Consider the following 13,536-nt stretch of genomic DNA (forward strand, 5'->3'; position numbering starts at 1 on the left):
TTCCTGAGCAACATGTATGAGTACTTTGCTCAGGACACCTGGCGCGCAAGGCCGAACCTGGTCATCGAGTACGGCATTCGACACAGCATCATGCAGCCTTACTACGCGCGGTGGGGAAACCTCTCAGTCTTCTCTCCGTCAACCTATGATCCCTCCACAGCGCCTACCGTGGATCCGACAACGGGATTTGTCAGCGGCGCGAATCTGATGGATGGTGTTGTAATCCCCGGCAAGGGCTTTCCCAGCGTTGCCAAAGGACACGTCCCCGATGACATCCTGAACAACAGCTACTACCAGAGCCTTCACGGCTTTGATCGCGGCTACAATCCCACTGTCTGGACCAACATCCAGCCGCGCTTTGGCATTACCTACTCAATTAACCCCAAAACAGTCATCCGCGCCGGGGCCGGACGCTACTTTGAGCGGCTGGGTGTGAGCGACAGCGTGCACCTCGGAGGCAATCCTCCCTTCCAGCCATCCGCCACCGTCAGCTATGGCGGTGTAGATGATCCCGGCGGTGTTGGCTCCAACAACTACCCCATCAACATGACGTCTTATGCCTATCACTTCCCTTCTCCGGAAGCATGGACCTGGACGTTCACCACAGAGCGTGAATTTACCGGCATCGGAGTCTTCACTCTCGGCTATGTAGGCAGGCATGGACTGCACCTCCAGCATCTGGAGAACATCAATCAATTGCTGCCGGGCACTCGGCAGGCCAATCCGAGCGTGGCTAAGCCTGACGCTCTTCGCCCCTACCAGGGCTTCTCAGTCATCCAGCAGGAGACCAACGACGCGGTCTCCAACTATCACAGCTTGCAGGCTAATCTGAAACGCCGCGTCACTAATGGCCTGATGTTCGGCATCGCTTACACCTGGTCGAAGAGCATGGATAGCGCCTCTGACGCTGGCACTAACATTCCCAATTATTACGACCCAAAGGAGTTTTACGGCCCCAGCGACTTTGATACGCGCCAAATTCTCGTTATCAACTACGTCTGGGACATTCCCTTCGCCAACCATGCCTCGAACTGGGCAGCAAGGAACGTCCTCGGCAGCTGGCAGCTCTCCGGAACATCGCAGTTCCAGAGCGGCTATCCGCTTTCTGTTTCGACCGGCGACGACTTTGCCGGCGTAGGTCCCGGCTCGGGCAACCAGCTCTGGACCATCACCGGCCCGGTGCAGATGCTAAAGCAGAGCTCACCGAACAACTCCAACAGCAATCTTTGGTTCACCACGAATGTCTTCCAGAAGCCGGCTGCCGGGACCTTCTCTCCGCGCGAAACCCGCAACCAGGTCTATGGCCCAGGCTTCCAGAGCTGGAACATCGCCATGCAGAAGGCTTTCACCGTTATCCCCGCGCATGAAAACAACCGCCTCATCTTCAAGGCCGAGGCATTCAATTTCGTGAACCACCCCAACCTCGACAATCCAACCACAAACCCGACCAGCAGTACCTTCGGCAAAGTAACGGGCAAGGGCAACACTTACGGCTCAGACCGCCAGATGCAGTTCAGTCTGCGCTATCAGTTCTAAGTGAGCGCCCTCCTGAAAGCGACAGCAGCGAACGCTGCTGTCGCTTTTTTCTGGTTCGCTGAAATCGCAAGGATACTGCCCCGATAAAATGGAGAGGATGACCACCATCCGCCCGGCCATGTCCTCAGACATCGCCCTCATGTACTCGCTCGTCCGCGCACTCGCTGAGTACGAGCGCGAACCGCATTCGGTCAAAATCACCGAAGAACAACTGCTGCGCGACGGCTTCGGTCCAAACCCTTACTACGAATGCCTCATTGCAGAAGAAGACGGCCAAGCCGCAGGCTTCGCTCTGTATTTCCCCATCTATTCAACTTGGCAAGGGCCAAGTCTTCATCTTGAAGATCTCTTCGTCCTCCCCAAATTTCGTGGAAAAGGAATTGGCAAAGCGCTGCTGAATCACGTCGCAGCCGCAGCGTCAAGGCGAGGTTGTGCCCGCCTCCAATGGGATGTACTCGACTGGAACCAGCCAGCCATCGACTTCTACAACTCCATCGGCGCCATTATGCTGCCCGACTGGCGTCGCATGCGCATGACCGGCGACGCAATTAAAGCGCTCGCTGCTGCGACTGAGGTATCGGCGTGAACCCCATCCGCGTCATTGGGGGCGGACTCGCCGGCCCGGAAGCCGCGCTCATCATCGCGCGCGCAGGCCTAGACGTAGACCTCTACGAGATGCGTCCAGTGCGCTCCACGCCTGCGCACCAGACCGCCGACTTCGGCGAACTCGTCTGCTCCAACTCGCTCAAATCCGAGAGCGAAAACACTGCGCCCTGGCTCCTCAAGCAGGAGATGCGCCGCGCCGGATCGCCGCTCCTCGTCTGCGCCGACGCAAGCGCCGTCCCCGCCGGACACGCTCTCGCCGTTGACCGCGTCGAGTTTTCGTGCCGTATCAACGAAGCCATCGAGCACGAGCCGCGTATCACCGTCCACCGCGAAGAAGTAATACAACTTTACCCCGAAGACGGCATCACTATCATCGCGAGTGGCCCGCTGACCTCATCCCCGCTCTCCAACGAAATCGCCCGCCTCACCGGCAGCGACCACCTTGCCTTCTACGATTCCATCAGCCCCATCGTTGAAGCCGACTCCATCAATATGGACCGCGTCTACTTCGCCGCGCGCTGGGACAAGGGCACCGCCGACTACATCAACTGCCCCTTCACCAAAGAAGAGTACGACACCTTCTACGACGCGCTCATTTCTGCCGAAACTGTGCAGGAAAAAGAGTGGGAAAAGCTCTGCTACTTCGAAGGCTGCCTGCCGATTGAAGAACTGGCTCGCCGCGGCCGCGACACCCTCCGCTTCGGCTGCATGAAACCCGTCGGCCTGCGTGACCCGCGCACAGGAAAAACTCCGTATGCAGTCGTCCAGCTACGCTGCGAAAACCTGCGCGCGGATTCGTACAATCTCGTTGGATTTCAGAACCACCTCAAGTACGTCGAACAGGCCCGCGTGCTGCGCCTCATTCCCGGCCTCGAAAACGCAAAGTTCCTGCGTTACGGCCAGATTCACCGCAACACCTACATCAACGCTCCGCTCGTGCTGACAGAATCGCTCAACCTGCGCGATCACCTCAACATTTACTTCGCCGGTCAAATCTCCGGTGTCGAAGGCTACACCGAATCCATCGCCACCGGCCTGCTCGCCGGGCTCTACGCCGCAGCCGCCGCACAAGGCGCAACTCCCACACCGGTCCCTCGCGAAACCGCATTAGGCTCGCTCGTGAACTACATCACAAAAGCCGACCCGAAACACTTCCAACCCGCCAACATTACTTTTGACCTATTAATTCCACTCGAAGAAGAGCTGCGCAAAAAAATTCGGGACAAGAAAGAACGCCATCGCCTGCAATGCGAGAGATCCCTGGCTGCCTTTCAGGAATGGTGGAAAAGCATTTTGACAGGGTCGATCGCGTTACCATAAGAAGTGATGCCCACATCCACCAAGGCCGTGGTGAGCCTCTCCGGAGGCATGGATTCCTGTGTCTGCGCCGCACTGGCCGCACGCAATTACCATGCCTACGCAATCCACTTCAGCTATGGCCAGCGCACCGAAGCCAAGGAACTCGATTCAGCCCGGTCTATAGCTAACACGCTCGGATTCAAGAACTTCCTGCATCTGAAGATCGACCTCTTCCGCCGCATTGGCGGCTCCGCCCTTACCGATGCCAGCATCGCCGTCCCCGAAGTCTCAGAAAACGGCCAGATCGGCGCCGAGATCCCCGTGACCTATGTCCCCTTCCGCAACGCGCACTTCCTGTCAGCAGCCGTAAGCTGGGCTGAGGTCCTTGGCGCGAAAAAAATCTTCATTGGCGCGGTCGAGCAGGACAGTTCCGGCTACCCGGACTGCCGTCCGGCCTATTACGAGGCCTTTCAGCAACTTATCCGCACTGGAACAAAAGAGGGAGACATCGAAGTTGTCACTCCGCTCATCCATATGCGGAAGAAGCAGATCGTGGCGCTTGGCCTTGAACTTGGCGCGCCATTGGATTTAACGTGGTCATGCTACTCAGGCGAGGAATTCGCCTGCGGCGTATGCGAGAGTTGCGTCCTCCGCCTCCGCGCATTCGCAGAAGCCGGATCGGAAGACCGAATCCCCTACGCCGCGCATCGCAGTTAGAAGCTGGTACCGCTGGAACATGAACCCGGTCCAGAGAAGAGATTTTTTGAATACCGAAGGACGAGCGCAACAAATCAACCGTCGCCCGCTCCTTCAAGGAGAAGAACTATGAGAAAGACAAAGCTCTGGATGGCGGTTGCACTCGCCGCATTGGTATCGGCGCTGTTCACCCCCGCATTCGCCCAGGAAACCGGCAAAATACATGGCCACATTCAGGACCCGGCTGGCGTCGCCATCACGGACGGCATCGTCACCCTCTCCACCGATGGCGGCAAGACCGCGAAATACACCTTCAACTCCGACGCGAACGGCGACTATAAGGGCGACAACGTCGCCCCAGGCACATACACTCTTTCTCTGCGCCGTCCCGACACGCCTGCCGACAAGGTGCTCGACCAGTTTCCCGAAGTAAAGATAGCTGCCGGGGCCGACACCGCCCAGGATTTCGACATGACCCGCGCCGAGTACATGTCGCATCTGTCGCCCGAGCAGCGCAAACAGCTTGAAGAGCTGAAGTCCAAAAATGCTACGGTCATGAAGGAAAATGCGGCCATCAAGAACCTGAACGCGGACCTGACTCAGGCGCGCACAGACAACAAGAACAAAAATTTCGCTGAAGCTGAGCAGTTAATGTTGAAGGACACCCAGGCGAAGCCTGACGCCGCCGTGCTGTGGCTTGAACTTGGTGTGGCACAGTCAGGCGAGAAGAAGAACAGCGATGCCGAAGCTTCACTGAAGAAGGCCGTCGAACTCGACGCCGCCAGCAAAAAGCCGAATCCCGAGGTTGAAGCTGGCGCCCAGAATGCTCTTGGCGAAGTCCTCGCCAATGAAGGCAAACCCACTGACGCTGCGGCCGCCTACGATGCAGCAGTCAAGCTCAACCCGACGCAATCGTCCATGTACTACACCAATGAAGCCATCATCATGGACCGCGCTGGACAGGTGGACGGTACAGTAGCCGCAGCCGATAAAGCCATCGCCGCCGATCCCACCAAGCCGATCCCCTACTACCTGAAGGGCAAGGCGCTCATCAACAAGGCGACCGTCGATCAGAAGACAGGCAAGATTGTCCTGCCTCCCGGGTGCGCAGACGCGTACCAGAAATATCTCGAGCTTGCTCCCGACGGCCCCTTCGCCCCTGAAGTCAAGAGCGTTCTTCAGGAATCCGGCCAAACGATCAAGAGCAGCTATAAGGCGGGCAAAAAGAGCTAGCCTCAAACCTTTTACTCAAAAAAGAGCGCCGCAGCTGCCAGCGGGCGCTCTTTTTTGTTTCTAAAACTTGTCATCCTGAGCGAAGGTTGCGGAGCAATCGCAGTCGAAGGATCTGCCCTGAGCGCAGCCGAAGGGACCTGCAGTTCCGTGATTCTTCTTTCAACACATTGACTATTTGCTGTGTGCCCCATCCTGTCGCGGTTTTTGCGACAGGATGGGAAAGCAATATCCTAAAATCAACTCGTGCCCGACATCGTCCTCACATACACCGACGCAGCCCGCGCAGTTAGAAAAGAAGTTGAAAGAGTACTCCGTCACAAGCCGGCGGTCGAACAAGTCCCGCTGCTGGCAGCCTTCCATCGCGTCCTTGCCGAACCTATTCTTGCTGACCGCGATCAGCCGCCCTTCCCGCGCTCCACGCGTGATGGATTCGCCTGCCGCGCAGCAGACATAGACGGAGCAAAGCCGCTTCAGATTGTCGGCCAGCTAAAAGCAGGAGATGTATGGAAAGGGGTGCCACTCGCCGCAGGGGAAGCCATTGAAATCATGACTGGAGCGCCCGTTCCCACTGGAGCCGACTGCGTCGTAATGGTGGAACACATCAAGACGAACGAAGATACCTTGCTTGTTGATTCGGACCGCATTGTCGAACCCGGAGAAAACATCGTTCCGGCAGGTGCTGAGGCGAAGTCCGGAAGCGTCATTGTATCTGCGGGAACGCGCCTGGCCGCATCGCACATTGCAGCCGCTGCAGCCTGCGGATATGCAATCGTTCCCGTCTATGTCCGTCCGCGTGTCGCTATCCTCGCCACCGGCGATGAGCTGGTGCCCGTAGATCACACTCCGCTCACGCATCAGATTCGTAACTCAAACAGTTACTCATTAGCGGCGCAGACAAAGCTCACCGGAGCGCAGCCCGTCATCCTCCCTGTCGCTACCGACGACAAGCCTGAAATCGAGTCCGCTATCCGCAGCGCATCCGGCTGTGATCTGCTGCTGCTCTCTGGCGGCGTATCCATGGGAAAATACGACTTCGTCGAACAAGCGCTAATGTCGCTCGGCGCTGAATTTCTTTTCACCGGAGCGAAAATCCAGCCAGGTCGCCCAGTCGTCTTCGGAAAGCTGCCGCAGCAATACTTCTTCGGACTGCCGGGCAATCCCGTCTCCACCATGGTCACGTTTCTGCTCTTCCCCCAGCCGCTCATCGCCGCATTCAGCGGAGAAACCCATCCCGGCCTGCGCTTCATGCTTGCGCGACTCGCTCACGACCACCGAGTCAAGCCTGGACTCACGCGCTTTCTGCCCGCCCGAGTTGACTTCAATATCGCCGCGCCTCAGGCCGCTATCATCTCATGGCAAGGCTCCGGTGATCTCGCCAGCACTGCCGGCGCAAACGGCTTCGTTGTCATTCCATCAGACGCAGAGAAACTCGCCGCCGGTGACTGCGTTTCCGTGCTGCTGGTTTAGGCTAATTCCATGAACAAGCTCTCGCATTTTGACGAAGCCGGCGAAGCAAGGATGGTCGATGTGAGCGCCAAAGCCGCAACACGACGCGAAGCGGAGGCCTCGGCCTTCGTTGTGCTTTCAAAAGAAGTCCTTGCCGCGCTGCCCAAGAATCCAAAGGGCAATCCACTGGAAATAGCCCGCTTTGCTGGAATCCAAGCTGCCAAAAGGACCTCAGATCTGATTCCGATGTGTCACCCGTTGCCGCTGACCTTTATTGACGTGATCACCGAAATTACATCCGATGGCATCGCCATTCGCAGCAAAGCTGCAACAACTGGTCCGACCGGCGTCGAAATGGAAGCACTGACCGCCGCCTCCATCGCGGCGTTGACGATCTACGATATGTGCAAAGCGCTCGATAAGAGCATCGTCATCCGCGAAGTCAGATTGGAACGCAAAACTGGCGGAAAGAGCGGCGACTACCATGCAGTCGCAAGATAGACCCCAAACCAGTCACAATTATCCGTCCAGTGGTCGCTCAGGCAGAAATCCGCGCGCTCCAGCATCTCAATCACGCCTTCGTCGCGAAATTTGTAACTGTTCTCGGTATGAATGGTTTCGCCCCGTTGCAGTTTCACTTCCAGTTCCAGTGCCGGAACCACCACCCGCTGCGCTATTCGGCTTTCCAGATGCATTTCAATGCGCGAGCGCTCCTCATTCCAGAGCGCGCGATGACGAAACAGGTCGAGATTAAAATTTGCGCCCAGTTCGCGATTGATTCGCGCCAAAACATTCTTATTGAAGGCTGCCGTGACCCCGGCAGCATCATCATAGGCGCGCAGCAGCACTTCGCAGTTTTTGATCATATCCACGCCGAGCAGCAGTTTCTCTCCCGCCTTCAGTTCTCTGCGAATGTCTCTCAATAACTGCAGCGCGTCCTCAGGCTCAAAGTTTCCGATGCTAGATCCGATATACAGCACCATGCGCCGCTGCCCATCCGCCTCGACTCGCCCTAATCCCTCGGTATAATCGCCCACGCGCGGAACAACTGCAACGCCTTCGAGCTCAGCTTCTATGCGTCGTTTCGCTTCATCCAGAGCTGTTCTGGAGACATCGATCGCGTGATATGTCACCTCGTCCTGAAGCCGGACAGCCGCTTTCAACAGCAACCCCGTCTTGGTCGCAGTGCCCGCGCCCAGCTCAATCATTGTGAGCCGTTCGCAGCCCGCCGCCGCAGCCACAATCTGGTCGGCATGCGCACTCAGGATTGAGCGCTCTGTGCGTGTCGGATAATACTCCGGCAATTCCGTTATCTGCTCGAAAAGGTCCGAGCCCCGCGCGTCATAAAAGAGCCATGGGCTCAACATCTTCGGCCTAGCCGTCAGCCCTCGATACACTTCGGAGCCAACCGGAGTCTGCGCCCCCTCAGGCAAATGTGGACAGGAAAGAACGTACATCGATTCCGCTCCTCGAAAACTACCTGGCTAAACGAATACCTGAGAATTGCCAGCGCGTTGCTGGAGAAAAGAAGTTCCGGTAGCTCGCCCGTATATGCGTCCTCGGAGTCACGCATGAACCGCCGCGCAACACCATCTGGTTTGACATGAATTTCCCGTTATACTCACCCAGCGCACCCGGCAGTGCGTGAAAGCCCGGATATCCCAGATATGCGCTTGCTGTCCACTCCCATGTGTCGCCAAAGATCTGACTCCCCGCCGCAATACCGGGATGCAAAATGCCGTCTTCTAGCAAATTTCCGTCCACACCTGCATCAGATGCGGCAACTTCCCACTCCGTTTCTGTTGGAAGCCGTTTTCCCGCCCAGCGTGCATAGGCGTCAGCCTCGAAATAACTCACATGGCACACCGCGGTCTGAGCCAGATCGTTCAGCGAGACCTCGCCGCGTAGCGTAAACACATGCCATTCTTCGGTATCGGCATCCTGATACCAATAAAGCGGCGCGCGCCAGCGTTCGGTCTGAACCACCTGCCATCCTTCTGAAAGCCACAATTCAGACCGCTGATAGCCTCCATCTTGCATGAACGCCAGATACTCCGCGCAGGTCACAAGCCGCGAAGCGAGCGAAAAAGGCTCCAGGTAGACACGATGGCGGGGCAATTCGTTGTCGAAGCAAAAGCCATCGCCCTTATGGCCAATCTCCACAAGACCACCGGTATAATCGCACCATTGCATCTTCGCTGCCGCCGCATTCAGGTTCTCGAACGGCAGCTCCAGATAGGCCGGACGCAAAGGGTTTGTCCACAGGGCATGCTTGATGTCAGTCAGCAGCAGTTCCTGGTGCTGCTGCTCATGGTGCAGTCCCAACACCACCCTTTGCTCTGTTTCGGAGACGCCATTGCGCAGCCGCATCTGCAAGGCTGCATCTACATACTTGCGATACGCCTGAATCTCCTGCGTTCCGGGACGCGAAAACGAGGCGCGCAGCTTTTTCTCGGGCTGGTCTGAAACCGTGTTGTAGTAGCTATTAAAAAGCCAGACAAAATCGGGATGAAAAGGACGATATTCGGTATCAAGCTCCCGCAGGATAAATGTCTCGAAGAACCATGTTGTATGAGCCAGATGCCATTTCGCAGGACTTGCTTCCGCGCACGACTGCACCATCATGTCCTCAGGAGAAAGCGGCGCACAGAGCAGCTCGCTCTGCCGCCGCACATTACAGAACTTCTGTGACAAAGAAGCTGCGGCGGTGGGGGTCGCCAGTGAACTCATCAGGACCTCGTTCCTACTCTTTCATTAGAGACCGTTTGCCGTAAGACGTTGCTCGAAAAAGCACCGACAACACATTTCAGCCAAAGATACCGGGTGCCCCATCATATCGCGCTTCTGTTGCGTGATAGGGTGGGAGACCAGATGCTGGTTCCCGAATTACGAAGTTCTCTACCTCATCTGAAACATCCGCGCCAGCCCGTATGCTGCTGCCGCGGCAAGACCGCCAATCAAAAGCGTCTGCAACCCGCTTCGTAATATTCCCGCCCCGGTCGCTCGCCCTTTTACCGCGCCGAATGCAAGCAGTGCAAGAAGTGTTGTCACCACCGACGCCGCCAGTGCATGGAGACCGTCCTGAAGCAGCATGTAAGGCGCTAGCGGTATCAGCCCTCCCACAATATATGAAAGGGCGATAGTAATTGCGCTCTGCCGCGCTCTTTGCGGCTCCGGTTCCTCCAACCCCAATTCGAAGCGCATCATGAAATCAACCCATGACCGGGGATTGCGCTTGAGCGCCTGCAGCACCGGATCGCTCTCGGCCCGAGTAACGCCATACTTTTCGAAGATTTCGTATATTTCCTGCTCTTCATCACGCGTGCGGTCCACAATCTCCATCTCTTCACGCCCGCGCTCGCTTGCATAGTGCTCCGCGTCGCCGCGCGATGCCAGATAGCCGCCCAGCCCCATGGCAATCGATCCGGCGGCAATCTCTGCCAGCCCCGCGATTACCACAACGTGCGTCGAAGCTCCGACTCCCGACAACCCCGCGGCCAACGCGAATGGAACCGTCAACCCATCCGCCATCCCAATTACGATATCGCGCACTACGTTGCTGGATTCGAAGTGCGCCTCCGTATGAGCTATATCCTGAATATGCGACATTTCCGGCAGTTTACCCGATAGCGGCAAACCCTTGAACAAAAAGCCCGATCCACGCGTATTCCCAAATAAAATTCAATGACCACCAATGAGACCCCAGGCCAACTTTTTACGTCTATCAGATAGTCCAGAATGGTCTATTCGCTTCTGTGCCAAAAGGTATAAGCACTCCATGAAATCGACCCATCTTAGGCTTGCATCAATTCTGCTTCTTTATTCTCTGGCGCTCACGCCAGTTTTTGCCCAGCAGCCTGATGGCCAATACGAACGCCAGGGCAGCCAGCGCGGAGGCAGGTTCTTCGGCATGGGCACCGCTGTTCATGGCTCGGTCACTGCCATCTCTGGCAGCGACTTCATCATCAAGGCCGAGGACGGAACCACTTACAAAATCGCCACCGGCCCCAACACTCACATCATGAAGGACCGCGAGCCAATCAAGGCAGCGGACATCCACGTCGGAGACGTCGTCATGACCGGCGGCGAAGTCGATGACAAGGCGCACACCGTCGGCGCGGTTTTCCTCGCCGTCCTCGACGCCGAGCAAGTGGCCCGAATGAAGCAAATGCAGGCCGACTTCGGCAAGACCTGGACCGCGGGCAAGATCACAGCCATCAATGACCTCACTCTCACCATCGAGCGCCCCGACAAAAAAACGCAGACCATCGCCGTTGATGAGAACACGTCCTTCCAGAAGCACCGCGAAAGTATCACGCTGGCCGATATTAAAGTAGGCGACACCGTCACATCGCGCGGCGCTCTTAAAGACGGCAACTTCCTGGCTACACAGCTTACCGTAATTGAACCCCGCAACAGACCGATGGGCCAAGGGCCCAATCACGATAGTGCCGTAGCACCGCAGCCACAGCAGCAACCGCAGTAATGATAAGGATTTTATCCGTGCTCCGATTGCTGACTCTTAATCTCCTGCTGACCATTTCGGCAACCTGCATTGCGCAAACGCCTGCGCCCGCATCAACAACCACTACGGTCCAGGCTGGTGGAACCATTCACGGTGTTGTCAAATCCGGAAACACTCCTCTTCCCGGTGTAAGCATCACAGCCGCCAATACGCTGACCGGGAAAAAGTACAGCACAGTTACTGACATTACCGGCGCGTATTCGCTGGCTATTCCCCAGAATGGCCGCTACGTCATCAAGACGGACTTTGCCGCCTTTGCGGCCATCACGAAAGAAGCTTTGCTGAATGCCGCATCGCGTGATCAACAGGCCGACTTCTCGCTCGTGCTCGCATCGCGCGCCGTGCAGCAGGAAGGCGGTACCGACCAGGCCGCCCAGATTGCGCAGGGTCTGCGGCAGTTTGCCGGCAGCGGTGCCCAGAACCTCAACCTGCTCGGCGCGGCAGAAGGATTGATCCAGGCCGGAGGCGGCAACAGCGGTTCCGACACGCAACTTCCATCGCTCGCCAACAACTCTGACTTCTCCAACGAATCAGTCGCGGTCAGCGGACAGAGCGGAACGACAAATCCATTCGCCGGAATCGACTTCAGCCAAATGCGCCAGAACATGGAAGACGCCCAGTTCCAGCAGTCGCTTTCGCAAACGCCCGGCGGACGTGGAGGAGGCGCTGGTGGAGACAGTTTCTTTATGGCAGGACCGGGCGGAGGTGGAGGCGGACCACGCGGTGGAGGTGGTGGGGCCATTCGCATCCGTGGCAACTTCCGCAACTTCAAGCCCAACCAGCCCCACGGAGCCATCTTCTGGAATGGCGGTAACTCCGCCCTCAACGCCGAGCCATTCTCCATTCGTGGAGCGCCGTTGAATCAGCCCGCCTATGCCTCAAATCATTTTGGTCTCACTTTTGTCGGCGCGCCCTACATTCCGAAAATCCTGGCCAAAGACACCAAGGATTTTCTCTTCTTCACCCTTGCCGGCAACCACAGTTCATCACCCTTCAATCAGTACGGAACTGTACCTACCGCGCTTGAACGCACCGGCAACCTTTCCGCGCTGACCACCCAAAGCGGTGAGCCCATCACCATCTATAATCCGTTGACCGCGCCGGGAGGAAAGCTTTGCACAGCCAACGGTAATACGCCCGGACAGCCGTTCATCGGCAATGTCATACCCGCAGCATGTATTGCTCCGCAGGCAACCGGACTGCTCACCTACATCCCGCAACAAAACCTTCCCGGAGCATTCCAGAACTATCAGCGCATCTCCACCGCGCAGACCAACACCACCAACGTAGGTGTGCGCTTCATCCATAACTTCGGCTCCAGCGCCGGAGGCTCGCCCATCATCGGCATGATCCGTCAGGTCATGGGACAGGGCACCAACACCTGGCGGCAGACCATCAACGCCAACTTCAACTATAGTCACAACGCGGCTGATGAGTTGAACATCTTCCCTGACCTCGGCGGCAAGCAGCAGACGCATCAATATTCTGTGCAGGCCGGCTACACCCTCGGCAAAAACAAGCTCACCAACAATCTCACTGCAGGATGGAACCGCAGCGACACGCAACTCCTCAACTACTTCACCAACACCACTGATGTTGCCGGTCAGCTCGGCATCAACATCTTCAATGGACCCGCAAGCCCGCTCAACTACGGCCTGCCCAGCCTCACCTTCACGCAGTTCACCGGACTCAACGAGCAGCAGCCGAACCTGCACGTCAACCAGACCATTTCCGTCACCGAATCCAGCTCATGGATCCACAAGAAGAATAACTTCAAATTTGGCGGCGACTACCGCCGCGTGCACCTCGACATGATTGGCGAGGCCAACTCTACCGGCAGCTTCTATTTCACCGGACTCTTCACCCACCAGCCCGGCTCATCAGCGACAACCCCCACCGGCGTTTCCACGACTGGCTCCGACCTCGCCGACCTGCTCCTCGGCTTTCCGCAGCAGACAGCTTTGCAGGCCCCCTATCAGAAGGGCTATCTGCGCGCGAACGTCTGGGACTTCTTCGCGCAGGACAGTTGGCAGGCGCTCCCGAACTTCACCGTCCTCGCCGGGCTGCGCTATGAATACTTCTCACCCTATTCAGAGAAAGACAACCGCCTCGTGAACCTCGACGCCGGCAACGACTTCACCACCGTCGTCCCCGTGCAACCGAACCAGGTCGGCCCATTCTCCGGTAAATATCCC

The 13,536-nt window shown here is 57.3% G+C and carries 11 protein-coding genes and 1 pseudogene; 9 read left to right on the forward strand and 3 right to left on the reverse strand.

Features of this window, described 5'->3' with window-relative positions:
* From VEV40_RS13485 to moaC, 7 genes and pseudogenes are all read left to right on the forward strand, one after another.
* Window positions 1–1,536 (forward strand): annotated as a pseudogene (locus VEV40_RS13485) (hypothetical protein); the annotation flags it as partial.
* A 97-nt stretch (window positions 1,537–1,633) separates the two neighbouring features.
* The gene (locus VEV40_RS13490) at window positions 1,634–2,122 is read left to right on the forward strand and encodes a GNAT family N-acetyltransferase (protein ID WP_324833022.1); all 489 of its coding nucleotides are present in this window, start codon (window positions 1,634–1,636) and stop codon (window positions 2,120–2,122) included.
* Entirely contained in the window at window positions 2,119–3,462 is a 1,344-nt protein-coding gene (gene trmFO / locus VEV40_RS13495; protein ID WP_324833023.1) for a methylenetetrahydrofolate--tRNA-(uracil(54)-C(5))-methyltransferase (FADH(2)-oxidizing) TrmFO, read from the forward strand. The genes VEV40_RS13490 and trmFO overlap by 4 nt, the downstream gene beginning before the upstream one ends.
* Window positions 3,463–3,468: 6 nt before the next feature.
* Complete coding sequence (gene queC / locus VEV40_RS13500; RefSeq protein WP_324833024.1) at window positions 3,469–4,158, forward strand: 7-cyano-7-deazaguanine synthase QueC; 690 nt, start codon at window positions 3,469–3,471, stop codon at window positions 4,156–4,158.
* A 108-nt stretch (window positions 4,159–4,266) separates the two neighbouring features.
* Window positions 4,267–5,370 (forward strand): carboxypeptidase-like regulatory domain-containing protein, encoded by a 1,104-nt coding sequence (locus VEV40_RS13505; RefSeq protein ID WP_324833026.1) that lies wholly within the window; start codon window positions 4,267–4,269, stop codon window positions 5,368–5,370.
* A 243-nt stretch (window positions 5,371–5,613) separates the two neighbouring features.
* Window positions 5,614–6,837, forward strand: a complete 1,224-nt coding sequence (glp, locus tag VEV40_RS13510) for a gephyrin-like molybdotransferase Glp (protein ID WP_324833027.1) — start codon at window positions 5,614–5,616, stop codon at window positions 6,835–6,837.
* A gap of 9 nt (window positions 6,838–6,846) precedes the next feature.
* Window positions 6,847–7,317 (forward strand): cyclic pyranopterin monophosphate synthase MoaC, encoded by a 471-nt coding sequence (moaC, locus tag VEV40_RS13515; RefSeq protein ID WP_324833029.1) that lies wholly within the window; start codon window positions 6,847–6,849, stop codon window positions 7,315–7,317.
* Here the strand turns inward: moaC and egtD are convergent.
* The 3 genes from egtD to VEV40_RS13530 form a co-directional block, all read right to left on the reverse strand.
* The gene (egtD, locus tag VEV40_RS13520; RefSeq protein ID WP_324833031.1) at window positions 7,296–8,273 is read right to left on the reverse strand and encodes an L-histidine N(alpha)-methyltransferase; all 978 of its coding nucleotides are present in this window, start codon (window positions 8,271–8,273) and stop codon (window positions 7,296–7,298) included. The two genes, moaC and egtD, sit on opposite strands and share 22 nt — an antisense overlap.
* A 19-nt stretch (window positions 8,274–8,292) precedes the next feature.
* Complete coding sequence (gene egtB, locus VEV40_RS13525) at window positions 8,293–9,546, reverse strand: ergothioneine biosynthesis protein EgtB (RefSeq protein ID WP_324833032.1); 1,254 nt, start codon at window positions 9,544–9,546, stop codon at window positions 8,293–8,295.
* 168 nt (window positions 9,547–9,714) lie between these two features.
* Complete coding sequence (locus tag VEV40_RS13530; RefSeq protein WP_324833034.1) at window positions 9,715–10,464, reverse strand: VIT1/CCC1 transporter family protein; 750 nt, start codon at window positions 10,462–10,464, stop codon at window positions 9,715–9,717.
* Between the two features lie 130 nt (window positions 10,465–10,594).
* Between VEV40_RS13530 and VEV40_RS13535 the strand changes: the two genes are divergently transcribed.
* On the forward strand, window positions 10,595–11,302 hold the full coding sequence (locus tag VEV40_RS13535; protein WP_324833035.1) for a DUF5666 domain-containing protein: 708 nt from the start codon (window positions 10,595–10,597) through the stop codon (window positions 11,300–11,302).
* Window positions 11,303–11,319: 17 nt separating this feature from the next.
* A partial coding sequence (locus VEV40_RS13540; RefSeq protein ID WP_324833037.1) for a TonB-dependent receptor occupies window positions 11,320–13,536 on the forward strand: 2,217 nt, incomplete at its 3' end.

It is taken from the genome of Alloacidobacterium sp. (assembly GCF_035631355.1).
Classification (GTDB): Bacteria; Acidobacteriota; Terriglobia; order Terriglobales; family Acidobacteriaceae; genus Alloacidobacterium.

Bases quoted from the DNA above. Each gene is read 5' to 3' on its own strand.
- queC (WP_324833024.1), top strand. From the start codon at position 3,469: ATGCCCACATCCACCAAGGCCGTGGTGAGCCTCTCCGGAGGCATGGAT.
- VEV40_RS13490 (WP_324833022.1), top strand. From the start codon at position 1,634: ATGACCACCATCCGCCCGGCCATGTCCTCAGACATCGCCCTCATGTAC.
- VEV40_RS13535 (WP_324833035.1), top strand. From the start codon at position 10,595: ATGAAATCGACCCATCTTAGGCTTGCATCAATTCTGCTTCTTTATTCT.
- egtD (WP_324833031.1), bottom strand. From the start codon at position 8,273: ATGTACGTTCTTTCCTGTCCACATTTGCCTGAGGGGGCGCAGACTCCG.
- moaC (WP_324833029.1), top strand. From the start codon at position 6,847: ATGAACAAGCTCTCGCATTTTGACGAAGCCGGCGAAGCAAGGATGGTC.
- egtB (WP_324833032.1), bottom strand. From the start codon at position 9,546: ATGAGTTCACTGGCGACCCCCACCGCCGCAGCTTCTTTGTCACAGAAG.
- VEV40_RS13505 (WP_324833026.1), top strand. From the start codon at position 4,267: ATGAGAAAGACAAAGCTCTGGATGGCGGTTGCACTCGCCGCATTGGTA.